At 57.9% G+C, this 18,257-nt stretch carries 20 protein-coding genes; 12 read left to right on the top strand and 8 right to left on the bottom strand.

All coding sequences use genetic code 11. The annotated features are described in order from the left end of the window. Positions 1-89: 89 nt before the first annotated feature. The 4 genes from mnmE to hemE form a co-directional block, all read right to left on the bottom strand. Positions 90-1,403 (bottom strand): tRNA uridine-5-carboxymethylaminomethyl(34) synthesis GTPase MnmE, encoded by a 1,314-nt coding sequence (gene mnmE, locus QTL94_RS12580; RefSeq protein WP_289801823.1) that lies wholly within the window; start codon positions 1,401-1,403, stop codon positions 90-92. Between the two features lie 154 nt (positions 1,404-1,557). Then, positions 1,558-2,823 carry a transcription termination factor Rho gene (gene rho, locus QTL94_RS12575; RefSeq protein ID WP_113521522.1) on the bottom strand — a complete coding sequence of 422 codons (1,266 nt, stop codon included), beginning with the start codon at positions 2,821-2,823 and terminating at the stop codon, positions 1,558-1,560. Between the two features lie 181 nt (positions 2,824-3,004). Then, positions 3,005-3,541 (bottom strand): protoporphyrinogen oxidase HemJ, encoded by a 537-nt coding sequence (gene hemJ, locus QTL94_RS12570; RefSeq protein WP_289801820.1) that lies wholly within the window; start codon positions 3,539-3,541, stop codon positions 3,005-3,007. A 3-nt stretch (positions 3,542-3,544) separates the two neighbouring features. Beyond that, entirely contained in the window at positions 3,545-4,579 is a 1,035-nt protein-coding gene (gene hemE / locus QTL94_RS12565) for a uroporphyrinogen decarboxylase (RefSeq protein WP_289801818.1), read from the bottom strand. Between the two features lie 403 nt (positions 4,580-4,982). Between hemE and QTL94_RS12560 the strand changes: the two genes are divergently transcribed. Genes QTL94_RS12560 through dnaQ form a run of 5 tightly spaced genes read left to right on the top strand, consistent with a single transcriptional unit; the run spans position 4,983 to position 8,598 of the window. Further along, entirely contained in the window at positions 4,983-5,804 is an 822-nt protein-coding gene (locus QTL94_RS12560; protein ID WP_065690600.1) for a pyruvate, water dikinase regulatory protein, read from the top strand. A gap of 30 nt (positions 5,805-5,834) precedes the next feature. Then, positions 5,835-6,434, top strand: coding sequence for a Maf-like protein (locus QTL94_RS12555; protein ID WP_289801815.1), 600 nt, complete (start codon positions 5,835-5,837; stop codon positions 6,432-6,434). After that, positions 6,427-7,284 carry a shikimate dehydrogenase gene (locus tag QTL94_RS12550; RefSeq protein ID WP_289801814.1) on the top strand — a complete coding sequence of 286 codons (858 nt, stop codon included), beginning with the start codon at positions 6,427-6,429 and terminating at the stop codon, positions 7,282-7,284. The genes QTL94_RS12555 and QTL94_RS12550 overlap by 8 nt, the downstream gene beginning before the upstream one ends. Beyond that, the gene (gene coaE / locus QTL94_RS12545) at positions 7,284-7,895 is read left to right on the top strand and encodes a dephospho-CoA kinase (RefSeq protein ID WP_289801813.1); all 612 of its coding nucleotides are present in this window, start codon (positions 7,284-7,286) and stop codon (positions 7,893-7,895) included. The genes QTL94_RS12550 and coaE overlap by 1 nt, the downstream gene beginning before the upstream one ends. Beyond that, positions 7,888-8,598, top strand: a complete 711-nt coding sequence (gene dnaQ, locus QTL94_RS12540; RefSeq protein WP_065690604.1) for a DNA polymerase III subunit epsilon — start codon at positions 7,888-7,890, stop codon at positions 8,596-8,598. Before coaE ends, dnaQ begins: the two co-directional genes overlap by 8 nt. A gap of 49 nt (positions 8,599-8,647) precedes the next feature. Here dnaQ and secB read toward each other — a convergent pair whose 3' ends face one another. Then, a complete protein-coding gene (gene secB / locus QTL94_RS12535; RefSeq protein WP_065690605.1) occupies positions 8,648-9,121 on the bottom strand; it encodes a protein-export chaperone SecB in 474 nt (157 codons plus the stop codon). A gap of 88 nt (positions 9,122-9,209) precedes the next feature. After that, positions 9,210-9,710, bottom strand: a complete 501-nt coding sequence (locus QTL94_RS12530) for an FxsA family protein (protein WP_289801811.1) — start codon at positions 9,708-9,710, stop codon at positions 9,210-9,212. Positions 9,711-9,837: 127 nt separating this feature from the next. Here QTL94_RS12530 and QTL94_RS12525 point away from each other — a divergent pair, with 127 nt between their 5' ends. From QTL94_RS12525 to gyrB, 5 genes are all read left to right on the top strand, one after another. After that, on the top strand, positions 9,838-10,542 hold the full coding sequence (locus tag QTL94_RS12525) for a Tim44/TimA family putative adaptor protein (RefSeq protein WP_065690607.1): 705 nt from the start codon (positions 9,838-9,840) through the stop codon (positions 10,540-10,542). Then, entirely contained in the window at positions 10,535-11,653 is a 1,119-nt protein-coding gene (gene mltA / locus QTL94_RS12520) for a murein transglycosylase A (protein WP_289801810.1), read from the top strand. The genes QTL94_RS12525 and mltA overlap by 8 nt, the downstream gene beginning before the upstream one ends. Beyond that, a complete protein-coding gene (locus QTL94_RS12515; protein ID WP_289801808.1) occupies positions 11,653-12,228 on the top strand; it encodes a Smr/MutS family protein in 576 nt (191 codons plus the stop codon). The genes mltA and QTL94_RS12515 overlap by 1 nt, the downstream gene beginning before the upstream one ends. Next, the gene (locus QTL94_RS12510; protein ID WP_289801807.1) at positions 12,225-12,602 is read left to right on the top strand and encodes a helix-turn-helix domain-containing protein; all 378 of its coding nucleotides are present in this window, start codon (positions 12,225-12,227) and stop codon (positions 12,600-12,602) included. The genes QTL94_RS12515 and QTL94_RS12510 overlap by 4 nt, the downstream gene beginning before the upstream one ends. Before the next feature lie 133 nt (positions 12,603-12,735). Further along, complete coding sequence (gyrB, locus tag QTL94_RS12505) at positions 12,736-15,171, top strand: DNA topoisomerase (ATP-hydrolyzing) subunit B (protein WP_113521596.1); 2,436 nt, start codon at positions 12,736-12,738, stop codon at positions 15,169-15,171. A gap of 64 nt (positions 15,172-15,235) precedes the next feature. On the opposite strand, the gene QTL94_RS12500 is transcribed toward gyrB, so the two are convergent. Beyond that, complete coding sequence (locus QTL94_RS12500) at positions 15,236-15,829, bottom strand: nitroreductase family protein (RefSeq protein ID WP_289801805.1); 594 nt, start codon at positions 15,827-15,829, stop codon at positions 15,236-15,238. Between the two features lie 23 nt (positions 15,830-15,852). Next, on the bottom strand, positions 15,853-16,137 hold the full coding sequence (locus tag QTL94_RS12495; protein ID WP_289801803.1) for a DUF2218 domain-containing protein: 285 nt from the start codon (positions 16,135-16,137) through the stop codon (positions 15,853-15,855). 159 nt (positions 16,138-16,296) lie between these two features. Here QTL94_RS12495 and QTL94_RS12490 point away from each other — a divergent pair, with 159 nt between their 5' ends. Together QTL94_RS12490 and QTL94_RS12485 are read left to right on the top strand one after the other, a co-directional pair. After that, complete coding sequence (locus tag QTL94_RS12490) at positions 16,297-17,250, top strand: glutathione S-transferase family protein (protein ID WP_289801801.1); 954 nt, start codon at positions 16,297-16,299, stop codon at positions 17,248-17,250. 94 nt (positions 17,251-17,344) lie between these two features. Further along, positions 17,345-18,187, top strand: a complete 843-nt coding sequence (locus QTL94_RS12485) for a fumarylacetoacetate hydrolase family protein (protein WP_113521536.1) — start codon at positions 17,345-17,347, stop codon at positions 18,185-18,187. Positions 18,188-18,257 lie beyond the last annotated feature (70 nt).

Below are 18,257 nucleotides of genomic sequence, written 5' to 3'. Positions count from 1 at the left end.
CCCGGTGATGGGCGAAGTTGGTGCGTGAGTCAAGGGTGTTTCACGTGAAACCGCATTGCCGATGTAGGCACCTTGATGTTTCACGTGAATCATTTGCCGATGCAGAATTCGCCGAAAATCACATCGAGAAGATTCTCCACATCCACGCGGCCTGTAACGCGCCCGAGCGCCTCGCTTGCGATACGCAGATCCTCTGCTCTCAGGTCGAGCCCGCGCGACGGTGACTGCAGCGCTGCGTCAACGGCGTTCAAGCATTGCGAAAGCGAATCGACATGTCGCGTGCGGCTGGGGATTGCCATCGAGTTCGGATGAACTTTCTCGTTCAGCCGTCGGCCGATCGCAAGTCTGAGCTCATCCAACCCTAGACCCTGCTTGACCGAGACCGACAGGTCATACTGTCGGTCGCTGCTCGCCGGGAGGTCTGACTTCGTCCCAATAACGAGTGCATCTGCAGGCGGCGTCTGGACAGAGGAGGGGAGGGATTGGTCCTCGAGATAGAGTACGAGATCGGCCTGGCTTATGACTGCCTCGGCGCGCCTGATACCTTCCCGCTCGACAATTTCAACCGTCTCGCGCAAGCCGGCGGTATCGTATAGTTTCACCAGATACCCGTCGATATTGAGATCAGTTTGCAGCACATCGCGGGTCGTGCCCGCAATATCGGTAACGATGGCGACATCTCTGCGCACCAGCGCATTCATCAAGCTCGACTTCCCCGCGTTAGGTTCGCCTGCAATGACAACTCTGAAGCCATCCCGAATAATCTCGCCAGTTGCCGCTTCCTGGAGATGAACCGCGATCTCGCGCGACAATCGCTCCATATCTAACCAGACGCTGTCTGAGACGGAGCCAGGAACGTCATCTTCGTCGGGAAAATCAAGTTCCGCCTCGATAAGAGCGCGCGCCCGCGTCAGTCGGTCCGCCCACGAATTGTAGAGCGCTGAGAGCCCGCCGGAACTATGCTCCATCGCCAAGCGGCGCTGCATCTCGGTCTCTGCCGCTATAAGATCGGCCAGGCCTTCGATCTCGACTAGGTCCAACTTGCCGTTCTCAAACGCCCGTCGGGAGAACTCACCGGCCTCGGCCTGGCGAACAGCCTCGAATGTATCGAGCTCCCGATGCAATGCCTCGACGACAGCGCGGCCACCGTGCAGATGAATTTCTGCGACGTCTTCGCCTGTGAATGATTTGGGACCGGGAAAGAAGAGGATCAGCGCATTGTCGAGTTTGATTCCGTTACGAGTCCGAATCGTTCGCAATGTTGCCTGTCGCGGTGTGGGGACATGTCCCGCCAAGCTGGTCAGCACCGTAGCGACCTCGCGACCGCTCACGCGCATAACGGCGACCCCGGCCGGCACCGAACCGCTGGAGAGTGCATAAATGGTTTCAGTGGATCTGATCATCGTCTTTGTCCATCCGGTTCGAAGCCGAATCGAATACCGGAACTTCACTCAGCCAGCCCCTGGCCGACTTGGCTAGTTGCGGCAACGACCCTCCTAGAAACGATAAAGCCGACCACTCGCGTGGTCGGCCTTTGTGGGTGAATCCGGCTAAAGATTAAGTGTTCATCGAGTCGAAGAAATCTGGATTGTTCTTCGTCTGCTTTAGCTTGTCGATAAGGAACTCGATCGCATCTGTCGTACCCATCGGTGCAAGGATGCGGCGCAGCACGAAGATCTTCTGCAGATCCTGGCGTGGAACAAGCAGGTCTTCCTTACGAGTGCCAGACTTCAGAATATCCATCGCCGGGAAGATGCGCTTGTCTGCAACCTTACGATCCAGGACGATTTCCGAGTTACCGGTACCCTTGAACTCTTCAAAAATAACTTCGTCCATTCGGCTGCCGGTATCGATCAGCGCCGTCGCGATAATCGTCAGCGATCCACCTTCTTCGATGTTACGTGCCGCACCGAAGAAGCGCTTGGGGCGCTGCAGCGCATTGGCGTCAACACCACCGGTCAACACCTTGCCGGAGGAAGGAACGACTGTGTTGTAGGCGCGACCGAGACGCGTGATCGAATCGAGCAGGATGACAACGTCGCGACCATGCTCGACAAGACGCTTCGCCTTTTCGATCACCATTTCGGCGACCTGAACGTGGCGCACTGCCGGCTCGTCAAAGGTAGACGAAATGACTTCGCCGCGAACCGATCGCTGCATGTCGGTCACTTCTTCAGGACGTTCGTCGATCAAGAGCACGATCAGGTAGCACTCTGGATGATTTGCCGTGATCGAATGCGCAATGTTCTGCAGCAGGACGGTCTTACCGGTGCGTGGCGGCGCCACGATCAGACCACGCTGGCCTTTACCGAGCGGAGCGACGAGATCAATCACACGCGGTGACAGATCCTTGGACGTGGGAACGTCGAGTTCCATCTTGAAACGTTCGTTCGGGTAGAGCGGCGTCAGATTGTCGAAATGAACCTTGTGTCGGATCTTCTCAGGATCGTCGAAATTGATCGTGTTGACCTTCAGCAGCGCGAAGTACCGCTCACCTTCCTTCGGACCGCGGATCGGTCCTTCGACCGTATCCCCTGTCTTCAGCGAGAACCGGCGGATCTGCGACGGAGAAATATAGATGTCGTCAGGACCCGGCAGATAGTTCGCATTCGCGGAACGCAGGAAGCCAAATCCGTCCTGAAGAACCTCAACGACACCCTCGCCGATGATCTCGACATCCTGGCTGGCCAAAACCTTCAGAATGGCAAACATGAGCTCCTGTTTGCGCATCGTGCTGGCATTCTCGACCTCGAGCGATTCGGCAAAAGCCAGCAGATCCGTCGGGGATTTACTCTTAAGTTCCTGAAGCTTCATTTCAGCCATGAAGTGACCAATACTCTATATTTCTGAGGGGAGAGGCGATGCGAGGACAGTAACCGGTCCTGCGAAGAGTCCGCAGACGATCGAACTTTACATACATGCCACAAGGATGAGGTGAAGCGAAAATAGCGGCTCATGCGCAATGCCGCAAGGGGGCTGCTTAAAATGAAAGAAATTTAACCGATCAGAACGGCTTGACCACGACGAGAATGACGATCGCGATCATCAGCAGCGTCGGCGCCTCGTTCATGAAACGCCAATAGCGCGCCGAACGTCGATTTTCGTCACGCTCAAAAGCCTTGGCTGCGCGGCTGAAGAAGACATGCACGCCAGTCAACAGCACAACCAAGCTAAGCTTGGCATGCAGCCAGCCACCCTGAAAACCATAAACGGACCAGGCAAGGTATAGGCCGAAGATCCAGGTCAACATCATTGCTGGGTTCATGATCACCTTGAGCAATCTCCGCTCCATGACCTTGAACGTCTCCGACTGAATGGAGCCTGGCTCTGCATCGGTATGGTAGATGAACAGGCGCGGCATGTAGAAGAGCCCGGCCATCCACGAGATCACCGCAATCACATGCAGCGCCTTGATCCAGAGGTAGAGGTCATCAGGATTCCAAGCGAATAGACCGACCGCGATTAAGACGAAGAAAACGATCGCGAAATAGGCGCGACGTCGGGCATAGGCGCCCGGCCGCTCATCGATCTGGCGCGCCATCTGTCAGCGTCCTCCGCCGCGAACGCGCTCGACGAGCAGGCGAACGTTTTCAGGATCCGCCTGAGGCGTAATACCGTGGCCAAGATTGAAGATCAGCGGGCCGCTGCCGAGCCGCTGCAGAATGTCGTCGATACCCTCCGACAAAGCCGCCCCGCCGGCAACGACCCGCATTGGATCTAGGTTACCCTGCACGGGTCCATCCTTCTGCAGCTCGACCGCGAAATCCAGCGGCACCGACCAGTCGAGCCCGATCGCGTCCGCCCCAGTCTTCTGCCGGTAATCGTTCAGGAGATAGCCAGCGCCCTTCGCGAAGGCGATCACGCGTGCCTTCGGTCGCCGTGCCTTGACCGACGCGATCATCCGCGCAACCGGTGCGACTGCGTAGGCAGCAAATTCCCGCTCGCCCAGCACACCCGCCCAGGAATCGAAAATCTGCACAGCGTCTGCACCAGCGTCGATCTGCGCAACCAAGTAGTCCGCAGAAATATCCGCCAGCACCGCCAGAAGATGCTCGAAGGCTTTCGGGTGCTTGTAGGCAAACAATCGCGCCGGCGCCTGATCCGGCGTTCCGTGCCCGGCGATCATATAGGTCGCGACCGTCCAGGGCGCCCCACAGAAGCCCAGCAACGTCGTCTCGTCAGGAAGTTTGAGCCGCAGCCGCCGAACCGTCTCCATGACGGGCGCAAGGTGCTCCATCACAGGTGTCAAATCCAGCCGCTCGATACCGCCGACATCAATCGGATCCATCTCCGGTCCGTGTCCTTCGGTGAAGCGAACATTCCGTCTCATGGCATCAGGGATCACCAGAATATCGGAGAAAAGGATTGCTGCATCGAATCCGTATCGCCGTATCGGCTGAAGCGTCACTTCGACTGCGTGCTCCGGCGAATAACAGAGATCGAGAAAGCTCCCGGCTTTTGCGCGCACTTGCCTGTATTCGGGGAGGTAGCGTCCTGCTTGCCGCATCAGCCAGATCGGGGGAGGGCTCAGTGTTTCACCCTCAAGCACTCGTAAGATTTTCCGCCGCGTTCCGCTCAAGCGCTTCTTCCCTATAAAATCTAAAGATATTTAAAGAGGTTTCTATTTCTTAGAGTCGGTGACTATCAAGGATTAAAATCCATCCACGGACGATACGATTTGTCGCGCCACGCCGAAGTTGCGCGCACGAAGAAAGAAAGCTCTGTCGCGACTTTGGGGATAACACTGAAACGGTCTTAGATTTCAATGCGATGAAGGCTACCGCAATACGCACCTGGTTGTGGACAACTACTGCATATCTGTGTGCCGTGTGCAAACTTTCCACAAAACCCACAAGTGCCGCCGGGGCCACGTCACAAGAATCCGAAATGTGGAAAACTAGGCATGTTTTCCCTTGCCTTGACCCGGGCCGGTCTCGTAGCTCTCCCTTATCCAGTCTTTTCAACAGGCATCGGAAAATATCGTGGAGAATCGGCCGAACTTCTTCCATCTGCACCTGATTTCTGACTCAACGGGAGAGACTCTGATCTCCGCCGGTCGCGCTGCTTCCGCGCAATTCAAGTCCGCCCAGCCGGTCGAACATGTCTATCCGCTGATCCGAAATCGAAAGCAGCTCCTGGCCGTATTGCAGACAATCGACGGTGAGCCGGGCATCGTCCTCTACACGATCGTCGATCGGGAGCTCGCTGCGCTGATTGATGAGCGATGCGCGGAAATGGGTGTGGCTTCCGTCAATGTGCTGGAACCAGTCCTCAACGCATTCCAGATCTATCTCGGCGCGCCTTCGCGCCGCCGGGTCGGCGCGCAGCATGTCATGAACGCGGGATATTTTGCGCGCATCGAAGCGCTTAACTTCACCATGGATCATGATGACGGCCAGATGCCCGATGACTATAATGACGCCGACGTCGTCATTATAGGCATCAGCCGTACGTCGAAAACGCCGACCAGCATCTATCTCGCCAACCGCGGCATTAAGACGGCCAACATTCCGATCGTCTACGGCGTGCCTCTTCCTGAGAGCTTGTTCTCGGCGACCAAGCCGCTGATCGTCTGTCTGATCGCGACCACGGACCGCATTTCGCAGGTCCGTGAAAATCGCGTTCTCGGAACTACGTCGGGCTTCGATCGTGGCGACTACACGGATCGCGCGGCCATATCCGAGGAACTCAAATATGCGCGATCACTGTGCGCGCGACATAACTGGCCGTTGATCGACGTGACGCGACGCTCGATCGAAGAGACCGCGGCTGCGATCGTTGCTCTTCGGCCAAAGCTGCGTTAAGCGCTGAACGTCTATCGCCGCGGAGGTTTTATGACAGTCAGACTCATCCTTGCATCCTCCAGTCCGTTCCGGCGAATGCTCATGCAAAATGCCGGCGTGTCGTTTGATGTTCATCCGGCCGAAATCGATGAGCGCGCTGTCGAAGCGCCGCTCGAGGCTGACGGCGCGACGCCTGATGCAGTCGCCCTTGTTCTTGCAAAAGCCAAAGCGCGAGAAGTGAGCGGTCGCTTCCCTGATGCATTGGTCCTCGGGTCGGATCAGACGATGTCGCTCGGAAAGCGGACGTTTCACAAGCCCAGGAACATGAACGATGCGGCCGATCACTTGAAGGCGCTGCGCGGAGCAACGCACCGGCTGAATAGCGCGATCGCACTTGCCCTGGGTGGCGATATCATATGGGAGCACATCTCACACGCCGAATTGACGATGCGCATGTTCAGCGATGACTTCATACAACGTCATCTCTGTCGCGTCGGAGACAGGGCGCTTGCAAGCGTCGGGGCCTATCAGCTTGAGGGGGAGGGACTGCAGTTGTTCACGAAGATAGAAGGCGACTATTTCACGATATTGGGCCTTCCCATGATGCCCCTGTTGGAGAAGCTGCGTGAACTGGGTGCGATCGATGGATGATTCACGTGAAACATTGGGTCCGAGAGCGTTTGTCACCGGCTACCCCGCCAAACATTCCCGGTCGCCGCTGATCCATGGCCATTGGCTGAAAACGCTTGGCCTTCAGGGCAGCTATCAGGCTCACGAGGTAAAGCCGGAAGATTTTCCCGCCTTTATGCGCGCTCTGAAAAATGGCGAGTCTGGCTTTGCCGGCGGTAACGTCACAATCCCGCACAAGGAAATGGTGTTCAAGCTGGCCGATGAGCCCGATGAGCTTTCGGAAGAGCTCGGGGCCTCGAATACTCTTTGGATCGAAGATGGCCGTCTCAAAGCGACCAACACCGACGGCCGAGGATTTACAGCCAATCTCGATGAGCGCCATTCGGGCTGGGACAAGGCGACGTCGGCCGTCATCCTGGGCGCCGGCGGGGCAAGCCGCGCTGTCATCCAGGCTGTGAGAGACAGGGGCTTTTCAGAGATCCATGTCGTCAACCGCACGGTTGACCGCGCGGCCGAACTCGCCGATCGCTTTGGGCCGAAGGTCTATGCTCACCCGATCGCCGCCCTCGGCGAGGTCATGAAAGGCGCCGGCCTGTTCATCAACACGACATCTCTCGGCATGGACGGTGAAAGCGCACCGCAGATTGATTTCTCTCCATTGCTGTCCGGCGCGGTGGTGACAGATATCGTTTACGTGCCGCTCAAGACACCTTTCCTCAAGCAGGCAGAAGAGCAAGGCTTCGCCATTGTCGATGGCTTGGGCATGCTGTTGCACCAGGCTGTTCCAGGTTTCGAGAAGTGGTTCGGCCAACGGCCGATCGTGACCGAGGAACTTCGGTCGCTGATCATCGCGGATATGGAAAGACACTGATGCTGCGGATTGGATTGACCGGCTCGATTGGAATGGGAAAGTCCACCATGGCGAAACTTTTCGCCGAGCTGGGCCTACCGGTGAACGATGCCGATGCCGTCGTCCATGATCTCTATTCCGGGGAGGCGGCACTGTTGGTGGAGGCAGCCTTTCCAGGAACAGTAAAGGACGGTGTGGTCGATCGCCAGGAACTTGGACGCCAACTGTCGGCTACGCCGGGTGGCTTCAAGCGCCTCGAAGAGATCGTCCACCCTCTCGTCAGAAAGCGCGAATCAGAGTTCATCGCACGCGAGCGAGAGAAGGGCAGCGTCATGGTGCTGCTCGATATACCGCTGCTTTTCGAGACCGGAGCGGAAAAAAGAGTTGATGTGATTGTAGTGGTTACCTGCGATCCACAGATTCAGCGGTCGCGCGTGCTTGCGCGGCCGAACATGACAGAAGAGAAATTCAATGCGATTCTTGCTCGCCAGACGCCGGATGCGGAAAAGCGCAAGAGAGCGGACTACGTGATCGATACCAGTTTCAGCATCGAGGCGGCGAGAGAGCGAGTGGCTGAAACTGTGTCCGATATAAAGCGTCGATTGGCGAATGGGGAATTCGAGCATGCGTGAGATCATTTTCGATACGGAAACCACGGGCCTGGATAACCGTGTCGACCGCATCATCGAAATTGGCGGGATCGAACTTCTCAATCATTTTCCAACCGGTAGAACGATCCATATCTACGTGAACCCCGGCAGCCAGAAGGTTCATCCGGATGCATTGGCCGTGCACGGGATTACCGATGAGTTCCTGAAGGACAAGCCTCCGTTCGCCGACGTCGTGCAACAGATCCTCGATTTCTTCGGGGATGCAAAATGGATCGCCCACAACGCGACGTTCGATATGGGGTTCATCAACGCCGAGCTTGCCCGGCTGGGAATGCCGCCGATCCTGCCCGACAGTGTGATCGACACACTGTCGCTCGCCCGGCGCAAGCATCCGATGGGCCCGAATTCCCTCGATGCGCTCTGCCGTCGCTACGGTGTCGACAATTCACATCGCGCAAAGCACGGCGCGCTGCTCGACTCCGAATTGCTTGCGGAAGTCTATATCGAGATGATCGGTGGTCGTCAGACGGCGCTGGGTCTCGGTGTGGCGCAAAACAACGCGGCCTTGGAACAGGACGCCGCCGATGAGATCATCATCGAGCCAATTGCCCGACCGCGGCCGCTCGCCCCCCGCATCAGCGAGCAGGAAGGGCAGGCGCACGACGCGCTGATCGCCAAGCTTGGTCAAAAGGGCATCTGGGCAAAATACGATCGCCCAAACTAAAAATGCCCGGGCAGAACCCGGGCATTCAAGATCTTCCTGACGGAATGAATCAGTTCGCCTGAACCTTTGCACGTGCCTGCTCTTCAGCAACGCGCTGCGCGAACATCTGCGAGAAATCGATCGGATCGATCATCAGCGGCGGGAAGCCGCCATTGCGCGTCACGTCGGCGATGATCTGGCGGGCGAACGGGAAGAGCATCCGCGGGCACTCGATGAAGAGAACCGGGAGCATGTGTTCCTGCGGGAAACCGGCGATCCGGAAGACGCCGCCATAGACCAGCTCGGTGTGGAAGACCGTCTTGTCGCCATCCTTAGCTTCCGCGTTCAGCGAAAGAACGACGTCGAAATCGGTATCCGAGAGCGGATTGGCGTTGACGTTGACATTGATGTTGATCGCCGGCGCTTTGTCGCGGGCCTGCAGCGAGCGGGGAGCGCCCGGGTTTTCGAAAGAGAGATCCTTGGTGTACTGAGCAAGGATGGTAAGGCTCGGGCTTGTTGCACCGTTGTTGTCTTCGCTGGCCATTGGCTTTTCCTCGAGAGCTTTGGATGAGCCGCATTATCATTTCGAGGTTAGCGTTACAACCCGGGCCTATTGCGGTCCAAGCTGTGCGTCAATCGCCGATATGTTTGCCGGCCCAAGGAGACTTGCCGTTAGGCTCACGATGAAAATCCGTCGCATCCAGATCGACGACAGTCGAACGTCCGTCGCGATCGGTCGGTCGCGCCGACGACTGGTAGCCGTTGGCTGATCCTACAACGACAAACCGGCGACTTACATATTTCCATGCCAGATCCCGCACCGCCGGGATGAAGATAAGGATCGCAATGATGTCGGTAATGAATCCGGGAATGATCAGCAGCAATGAAGCGATCACAAACATTGCGGGACGCAAGAGCTCGCGACCCGGCAGAACACCGCTCTGGCCCTGTTCGGACATGCGCCGAAGGATGCCTATGCCCTGGCGTTTAAGCAGAGCAACGCCCGTGATGAAACTCAGCATGACAAGGGCGAGGGTCAACCAAAGGCCGATCGCTTTGCCGACCAGCACAAAGCCGGCTATCTCGGCAAGAGGCAGAAGCAGCAGGAAACCAGGGATTATCGTCGGTCGCATGTCATCATTCCGGCGGTCACCGGACTCCGTTTAAATCGGTCCCGTTCGCGGACCTATTTGAATCATCTGTATCGGCAGACTATATGGGAGTACAAATCAGAGATGTTAACAGCGATAGCGGCGGAACATGGGTTCAAACGACTTCATCACATTGTTTTTTCTCGTGGCGGCGGTGCTGATTTTTTTGCAGCTTCGCAGTGTTCTCGGTCGGCGTACGGGAAATGAGAAGCCCCCGCGCGATCTTTATACACCGCGGGATGCCGTCGGCCCCGAAACGCCTGACGCTGGCAAGGTCGTGACGTTGCCGCGTCGGGACGCAACGTCGGATGATGATGACCGCTTTGCAGCGATCGATGCATTCGCTCCCGCCGGCACGCCTCTGAACGATTCGCTTCGCGAGATGAACAAGGCCGATGCGTCGTTCAATCCGAAGGAATTCCTGAACGGCGCGCGGATGGCTTATGAAATGGTCGTGACCGCGTTCGCCGACGGCGATCGCAAGACGCTGAAGACCCTTCTGTCCCGCGAAGTCTATGATGGTTTTGATGCGGCGATCGGCGAGCGTGAGGCGAAGGGTGAAAAGGTGAAGTCGACTTTCGTCGGCGTTGAGAAAGCCGAGATCACCAATGTCGAACTGAAGGGTAGTGAAGCCCAGATTACCGTTCGCATGGTCAGCCAGTTGATTTCCGCGACCTACGATAAGGATGGCAAGCTGCTCGACGGCGATGCGGAAAACGTGGCGGAGGTCAACGATCTCTGGACATTTGCTCGCGATACTCGCTCGCGGGACCCGAATTGGAAACTCGTGGCCACCGAATCGGAACATGAGTGACGAAACGCGGGGCTTTGCCCTTCACGCGACAAGCTTCGATCAGTTGGAAGGCTGGAGGGACGATGATCCCTCCGGCCTTTTTGAAACTATGGAAGCCTGTCGCTGGCATATCGAGACCGTGAAGCCGTATCGAACCGGGTCTCTGGGCCTGACTTCGGGCGATCTGCTTGAGTTGCTGGATACCGCTCGTGGTTTTCGACCGTCATCGGCCAAAGCGGCACGCGAGTTTTTCGAGGTCCACTGCCGGCCTTTCCGCATCGAGCTGGCAAATCAGACCCAAGGATTTGTCACTGCGTTCTACGAGCCGGAGATCTCGGTCTCGGCAGAGCCTGACAGCGAGTATCGCTTTCCGTTTTATCGTCGGCCCGATGATCTCGTGGATTTGGACAGCGGAAATCGGCCGGCCTCGCTGGATGAAAGCTATGTCTTTGGCCGCTTGGCGGATGGAGAGATTACCGCCTATCCCGACCGCCGCGCGATCGACGAAGGCGCCCTGGAAGGGCGAGGTCTCGAAATCGCCTGGGCAAAATCCAAAGTCCATGTCTTCTTCGTCCACGTCCAGGGAGCAGCCCGTCTGCGCTATCGCGATGGCCGGATCGGACGGATTACCTATGCCGCAAAGGCTGGGCACCGATTTTCCGCAATCGGCAAGCTCTTGATCGAACGCGGCGAAATCGCTCCTGCGGATATCTCGATGCAGTCCATCCGACGATGGTTGGCCCTCAATCCCGATCGAGTCGATGAGATACTCTGGCACAATCGATCCTATATCTTCTTTCGAGAGGCGCCGTTCGATGGGGCTGATGGCGGACCGATCGCGGCGGCGAAAGTGCCGCTGATCGCTGGCCGATCATTGGCCGTCGATCGCCTGATTCATACGTTTGGATTTCCGTTCTTTGTTCGCGCCGAGAAGCTCACGCATCTCGATCAGGGCAGGGCGTTTCAGCGGCTGATGCTGGCGCTCGATACCGGCTCGGCCATTGTCGGCCCTGCGCGTGGCGACATCTTTACCGGGTCAGGTGACGAGGCCGGCGAATTGGCAGGAACGGTCCGTCACAACGCCGACTTCCACATTCTGGTGCCGAACGGCGCAGCGGCAAGGCTTGGCTGATGGCAAAGGATCGCAAGCTCAGCCAGGACGAACGTATTCTTTGGGGCAAGGTGGCGCGAAGCACGCGCCCCATGCCCGACAAGCTGGGAAAGCTGAGCGAGCTTGATCTGTTTCTGCTTGAAGCGGAGACTGAAGCAGCGGCCGAGAAAGCAAAGTCTGAGAACGGAGTATCCGGTGCTGCTGGCGCAGCTGAACTTGCGACATCGCCCGCTTCGAAAACACCCACTGGCGTCCATCACCCATTCGAACGGCCGGTCAAGCGCAAAATCGCCAAGGGCAAGCTCGCGCTCGAAGCGCGCATCGATCTTCACGGGCTTGTCCAGAGCGAAGCCCACGTCATGTTGCTTGAGTTCCTGATCCGGGCGCATGAGCGCGGCATGCGCCACGTGCTGGTCATAACAGGCAAGGGCAGCTCACGCGGAAGCGAGGGAGCGCTGAAGCGTGCCGTCCCATTCTGGTTCTCGAAGCCAGAGTTTCGTTATCTCATATCGTCCTATGAGACCGCTGCGCATCATCATGGCGGCGAGGGCGCCCTCTATATTCGCCTTTCGCGCGGCTATGGTGACAGGACATGACACCGTTTGGAGATGCCGTTCGCAAGCTGCGTCAACGCAAGGGCGTCTCGCAAAAGCAGATGGCCGAAGCGCTCAATGTCTCGCCGGCTTACCTCTCGGCTCTGGAACATGGCAAGCGTGGCTTACCTACCTTCGACCTGCTTCAGCGGATCGCCGGTTACTTCAACATCATCTGGGATGAAGCAGAGGAATTATTCCTGCTTGCGCGGTCTTCCGATCCGCGAGTTGTTGTCGATACCTCGGGTTTGTCTGCGGAATACACCGCCTTTGCAAACCTGTTGGCGAGCCGTATTCGCCATCTAGACGCTACGACGTTGGCGCAACTTGCCGCCGTTTTGGAAAATGGCGAAAAAGCGGACGGAAAACGGTCATAATCCCCTGTTTTATGCCGCACTTAAGGGCATCGGCATTGGGAAGTTTGATCAAAAACCCTATATTCTGATGTGAATAAAGCCGGTGATTCGCAAGTCTCTCTACGGCTCTGACAACAGGGAAATTCTCGACAATATGACCGATGTACCCGCGACGGAAAACGGCGTTAGCACCGAATATGGCGCAGACTCCATCAAGGTTCTCAAGGGCCTTGATGCCGTGCGCAAGCGCCCCGGCATGTATATTGGCGACACCGACGACGGCTCGGGCCTTCACCACATGGTCTACGAAGTCGTCGACAACGCCATCGACGAAGCGCTCGCCGGCCACGCGGATATCGTCACGGTAGCGCTCAATCCCGATGGATCGGTCACCGTCACCGACAACGGGCGAGGAATCCCGACCGATATTCATAGCGGTGAAGGCGTCTCGGCTGCCGAAGTCATCATGACCCAGCTTCATGCGGGCGGGAAATTCGACCAGAATTCCTACAAGGTTTCGGGCGGTCTGCACGGCGTCGGCGTTTCCGTTGTCAACGCTCTTTCCGTCTGGCTGAAGCTCAAGATCCGGCGCCAGGGCAATATCCATGAGATGAGCTTTACGCACGGCGTTGCCGACGCTCCGCTCAAGATCACGGGCGAGTCCGGCGGTGCGACCGGAACGGAAGTGAGCTTCATGCCCAGTTCCGAAACCTTCACGATGACTGAGTTTGACTATGGCACGCTTGAGCACCGCTTGCGCGAGCTCGCGTTCCTCAATTCGGGCGTCCGCATTCTTTTAACCGATAAGCGGCACTCGGACGTAAGACAAGAAGAGATGGTCTATGACGGCGGCTTGGAAGCCTTCGTCTCCTATCTCGACCGCGCAAAGAAGCCGCTTGTCGAGAAGCCGATCGCGATCCGTGGTGAGAAGGATGGCATCACCGTCGAAGTCGCCATGTGGTGGAACGATAGCTACCACGAGAACGTGCTGTGCTTTACCAACAACATCCCGCAGCGTGACGGCGGCACCCACATGGCCGGCTTCCGCGCGGCGCTGACGCGGCAGATCACCTCCTATGCCGATACCTCCGGTATCACGAAGAAGGAGAAGGTCACGCTCGCTCCAGACGATTGCCGCGAAGGCTTGACCGCCGTCCTGTCCGTGAAGGTGCCGGATCCGAAGTTCTCGTCCCAGACCAAGGACAAGCTGGTTTCTTCCGAAGTTCGTCCCGTTGTCGAGCGGCTCGTCAACGAAGCGCTCGGGACCTGGCTGGAGGAGCATCCTGCTGATGCCAAGGTGCTGGTCGGAAAGGTCGCGGAAGCTGCCGCCGCGCGCGAGGCTGCGCGCAAGGCACGCGAACTCACCCGTCGTAAGGGTGCGCTTGATATCGCGTCGCTGCCCGGCAAGCTCGCAGATTGTTCCGAGCGCGACCCGGCGAAGTCGGAAGTATTTCTCGTCGAGGGCGATTCCGCTGGTGGCTCCGCCAAGCAGGGCCGTTCGCGCGAGAACCAGGCAATCCTGCCGCTCCGCGGTAAGATCCTGAACGTCGAGCGCGCTCGCTTCGACAAGATGTTGTCGAGCCAGGAAATTGGCACTCTGATCACGGCTCTGGGTACCGGTATCGGCAAGGACGAGTTCAACGCCGACAAGCTGCGTTATCACAAGATCATCATCATGACTGATGCTGATGTGGACGGCGCACATATTCGTACATTGCTGTTGACGTTCTTCTTCCGTCAGATGCCGGAACTGATCGAACGTGGGCATCTCTATATCGCCCAGCCGCCGCTTTATAAGGTATCGCGCGGCAAGTCGGTGCAATACGTCAAGGACGAGAAGGCGCTTGAGGATTACCTGATCAGCCAGGGTCTTGAAGATGCGGCCTTGACGGTTGGAGGCGGCGAAGTCCGCGTGGGCCAGGACCTGCGCGAGGTCATTCTCGATGCACTCAGGCTGCGCGCGCTGCTCGACAATCTGCATTCGCGATATAACCGCGCCGCTGTCGAGCAGGCAGCAATTGCAGGCGCCCTGAACGCGGAAGCGGTGAGCGATCGTGCGCGCGCCGAGCAGTTGGCGAACGACGTGGCCCGGCGCCTTGATGTTATCGCCGAGGAAACGGAGCGCGGCTGGGAAGGCGGCCTGACCAGCGAGGGCGGTCTTCGCCTGGAACGCATGGTTCGCGGCGTCAAGGAAGTTGTCGTCTTGGATATGGCCTTGATCGGCTCGCAGGACGCCCGGCACATCGATCAGCTCTCGGCGCGCCTCAAGGATATCTACCAGACACCTCCGAGCCTGACACGGCGTGATGGGACGCTGGAAATTTCCGGTCCGCGGGCGCTTCTCGAGGCAGTCTTTGCCAGCGGGCGCAAGGGGCTGACGATGCAGCGATACAAGGGTCTCGGTGAGATGAACGCCGAGCAGCTCTGGGAAACCACGCTGGATCCGAACGTCCGCTCGCTGCTGCAGGTCAAGGTAGCCGATGCAACGGATGCCGATGGCCTCTTTGCCCGCTTGATGGGTGACGAAGTGGAGCCCCGCCGCGAGTTCATTCAGGACAACGCCTTGAACGTCGCCAACCTCGACATCTAAGGTCTACTCCCCGATCGAAATCCCCGCGAGCTTATGGCTCCGCGGGGATTTCTGCATTCAGCGCTCAGTTTGCTACGAATTTGCCCTTGAATGCGACATCGGCTAGCGGCTTGCGCTGGCTCGGAAACTCTCGCTCCTGATTGTGTTCAGATAGCACGCTCTTGTCGGCTAAGCGGCCGAAGGCGATCGCTGCTTCCACGCGGTAGCCCTCCGGGATCGCGAATGTCGCGCGGATCTGATCGTGCTTTATCCCGCCCATGCCATGGGCATAAAAACCTGAGAATTTCGCCTGCAATGCGAAATGGCCCCAAGCGGCGCCGGCGTCGAAGGAATGCGTATAGCTTTTGCGGCCTTCGGAAAACTCGCCGTTGAACTCCCTGGAAATGACGAAAAGCAGCGCCGAAGCGTTCTTCGCCCACTCCTGGTTGCCCTCGACCAGCAAGTCGACGAACTTGTCCCAGTCGTCGGAGCCCTTGAGGGCATAGATGAAGCGCCACGGCTGCTGGTTGGAAGCGGACGGCGCCCAATGCGCGGCTTCCAGTACGGTCAGCAGGTCTGCTTCGGCAATAACCTCACCGGTGAATGCGCGAGGTGACCAGCGATCCAGGAAAATCGGATCGATGGAATAGGAGGATTCGCGGCTGTTGCTCTTTGTCATGGTTCTTCCGGCTTTTGGTGGATTCAGGAATTCCAGGTGATGTCGAGTTCTTCACGGAACGCGAAGCGCTTGAGATGGTCGGCCACGACGGCCTCGTAACGCTCAAGCTGCCCTTGTTCGGCAGCGGTGAGCGTCAGAACAAGCGTGGCTTCTTCTGCTTTCAGCGTGAGTTCGACGGGATCGTTGAAGGGGATACGCCCAAGGTCCGGATCGAACTCGACCGCAAACTTGTGGCTCCAATGCTTGCAGAGCTGTTGAAGGTACTTGCTTCCGTTTGTCGTGCGCACGGTGGATGTCGAAACAGGCATGTCATGCTTCCTTTGCACCAACAGTCTTAGGCGCCGACAAACGTAGTTGGCAAGCAGTGCGTCCAGCCGACGGTGCACAGACTGTTTCAATAAATGTGGCCTCCCGCGCGTGCGAAAGCGCGCTAAGGTCGGCCAAATTGGTAACATATGGAGTGCGCTTTGCTTGTAAACGGCAGATGGACGGAAGATTGGCAACCGGTACAGTCCAAGGATGCGAAAGGCGGCTTTGTTCGCCAGACATCTAGTTTTCGCAACTGGGTGACGCCTGACGGAAGCGCCGGCCCGACCGGCGAGGCGGGCTTCCAGGCCGAGGCGGGGCGCTATCACCTCTATGTCGCCTATATTTGTCCCTGGGCATCGAGAACGCTGATCGGCCGAAAACTGAAAGGCTTGGAGTCGGCGATTTCAGTCTCGATTGTCGAGCCGTCCTTGACCAAGGAGGGCTGGCGTTTCGGCACCTATCCAGGCGCGACGGAGGATCACGTCCAGGGCGCCAGCTATATGCACGAGATCTATACCAGTGCCGCCAGCGACTTCACAGGCCGCGCGACCGTCCCCGTCCTTTGGGACAAGCACCGCAAGACAATCGTCAACAATGAATCGTCCGACATCCTGCGGATGATGAACGACGGCTTCGGTTCGCTGGCCACGCATTCGATCGATCTTTATCCGGCTGAATGGCGCGCGCAAATCGACGCTTTCAACGAGCGCATCTACCCCAGTTTGAACAATGGCGTTTACCGCGCGGGTTTTGCAACCACCCAGATCGCTTACGAAGAAGCCTTCGCTGGCGTCTTCGACTGCCTGGATTGGGTTGAGCCGCAGCTTGAAAATCGCGCTTTCCTGTTTGCCGACCATCCCACCGAAAGCGACATCCGCCTGTTCGTGACGCTGGTTCGCTTCGACGTGGCTTATCATGGCCTGTTCAAGTGCAACCTCCGCCGCCTCTCGGACTATGCCAACCTGCGCCGCTTCTGCAGGAATATGCTGGATTGGCCGGACATCGCTGAGACCGTCAATTTTGACCATATCAAGCGCGGTTATTATTCGATCGAAAGCCTGAACCCGACCAGAATCGTTCCTGTCGGTCCCGCGCTCGCCGAGATTTTCTGACGGTGCGTACCGCTTCGCCGAAAAGCCGTAATGACACCCGTGAATAATTCGTTCATAGGTGATCAAACTTCGATTTCGCTGAGGAGGAAATTCAATGAAGCTCATGCGTGTAGGAGAGGTTGGCCGCGAGAAGCCGGCCATGCTCGATCAAGCGGGCAAGATCCGCGACCTGTCGGCTCATGTCTCCGACATCGGGGGTGAAGCCATCTCGCCTGCCGGGCTTGCCAAGCTCCAGGCATTGGACCCAAGCAGCCTGCCGGAACTTGCGCCGGGCCGTATTGGCGCCTGTGTCGCCGGCACCGGAAAGTTCATCTGCATCGGCCTCAATTTTTCCGATCACGCTGCCGAGACCGGCGCCACCGTACCGTCGGAGCCGGTCATCTTCATGAAAGCGACGTCGGCGATTGTCGGCCCCAATGACAATGTTTTGATCCCGCGCGGTTCGGAAAAGACGGACTGGGAAGTCGAACTTGGCGTCGTAATCGGCAAGACGGCGAAATATGTCAGCGAGGCGGATGCGCTTGATTACGTTGCCGGCTACTGCGTCTCGCACGATGTGTCGGAGCGGGCGTTCCAGACCGAGCGCCAGGGCCAGTGGACGAAAGGCAAGTCCTGCGACACGTTCGGACCGATCGGTCCCTGGCTGGTCACGAAGGATGAGATCGCCGACCCACAGAATCTGGGTATGTGGCTCAAGGTCAATGGCGAAACCATGCAGAACGGCTCCTCGAAGACGATGGTTTACGGCGTAGCCCATGTCGTCTCCTACCTCAGCCAGTTCATGTCGCTTCATCCAGGTGATGTGATCTCGACCGGGACACCCCCGGGCGTTGGCTTGGGTATGAAGCCGCCACGCTTCCTCAAGGCCGGTGATGTCGTTGAACTCGGCATTGAGGGTCTTGGCACCCAGAAGCAGACGTTTCTGGCGGACCGCTGAGCCTCATTTCGCGAACATTAAGCATTCAAGCGCACCATCATGCCGGGGATCATATCTCCGGCATTTCTTT

Origin of the sequence: Rhizobium sp. S96 (assembly GCF_030382195.1) — a bacterium.
Classification (GTDB): Bacteria; Pseudomonadota; Alphaproteobacteria; order Rhizobiales; family Rhizobiaceae; genus Rhizobium.
This window is presented reverse-complemented; position numbering and strand designations above follow the sequence as displayed.

Excerpts from the sequence above, each read along its gene's own strand:
- mnmE (WP_289801823.1), bottom strand. The coding sequence starts at position 1,403 with ATGATCAGATCCACTGAAACCATTTATGCACTCTCCAGCGGTTCGGTG.
- rho (WP_113521522.1), bottom strand. The coding sequence starts at position 2,823 with ATGGCTGAAATGAAGCTTCAGGAACTTAAGAGTAAATCCCCGACGGAT.
- hemJ (WP_289801820.1), bottom strand. The coding sequence starts at position 3,541 with ATGGCGCGCCAGATCGATGAGCGGCCGGGCGCCTATGCCCGACGTCGC.
- QTL94_RS12555 (WP_289801815.1), top strand. The coding sequence starts at position 5,835 with ATGACAGTCAGACTCATCCTTGCATCCTCCAGTCCGTTCCGGCGAATG.
- QTL94_RS12550 (WP_289801814.1), top strand. The coding sequence starts at position 6,427 with ATGGATGATTCACGTGAAACATTGGGTCCGAGAGCGTTTGTCACCGGC.
- coaE (WP_289801813.1), top strand. The coding sequence starts at position 7,284 with ATGCTGCGGATTGGATTGACCGGCTCGATTGGAATGGGAAAGTCCACC.
- dnaQ (WP_065690604.1), top strand. The coding sequence starts at position 7,888 with ATGCGTGAGATCATTTTCGATACGGAAACCACGGGCCTGGATAACCGT.
- secB (WP_065690605.1), bottom strand. The coding sequence starts at position 9,121 with ATGGCCAGCGAAGACAACAACGGTGCAACAAGCCCGAGCCTTACCATC.
- QTL94_RS12530 (WP_289801811.1), bottom strand. The coding sequence starts at position 9,710 with ATGCGACCGACGATAATCCCTGGTTTCCTGCTGCTTCTGCCTCTTGCC.
- QTL94_RS12525 (WP_065690607.1), top strand. The coding sequence starts at position 9,838 with ATGGGTTCAAACGACTTCATCACATTGTTTTTTCTCGTGGCGGCGGTG.
- mltA (WP_289801810.1), top strand. The coding sequence starts at position 10,535 with ATGAGTGACGAAACGCGGGGCTTTGCCCTTCACGCGACAAGCTTCGAT.
- QTL94_RS12515 (WP_289801808.1), top strand. The coding sequence starts at position 11,653 with ATGGCAAAGGATCGCAAGCTCAGCCAGGACGAACGTATTCTTTGGGGC.
- QTL94_RS12510 (WP_289801807.1), top strand. The coding sequence starts at position 12,225 with ATGACACCGTTTGGAGATGCCGTTCGCAAGCTGCGTCAACGCAAGGGC.
- gyrB (WP_113521596.1), top strand. The coding sequence starts at position 12,736 with ATGACCGATGTACCCGCGACGGAAAACGGCGTTAGCACCGAATATGGC.
- QTL94_RS12500 (WP_289801805.1), bottom strand. The coding sequence starts at position 15,829 with ATGACAAAGAGCAACAGCCGCGAATCCTCCTATTCCATCGATCCGATT.
- QTL94_RS12495 (WP_289801803.1), bottom strand. The coding sequence starts at position 16,137 with ATGCCTGTTTCGACATCCACCGTGCGCACGACAAACGGAAGCAAGTAC.
- QTL94_RS12485 (WP_113521536.1), top strand. The coding sequence starts at position 17,345 with ATGAAGCTCATGCGTGTAGGAGAGGTTGGCCGCGAGAAGCCGGCCATG.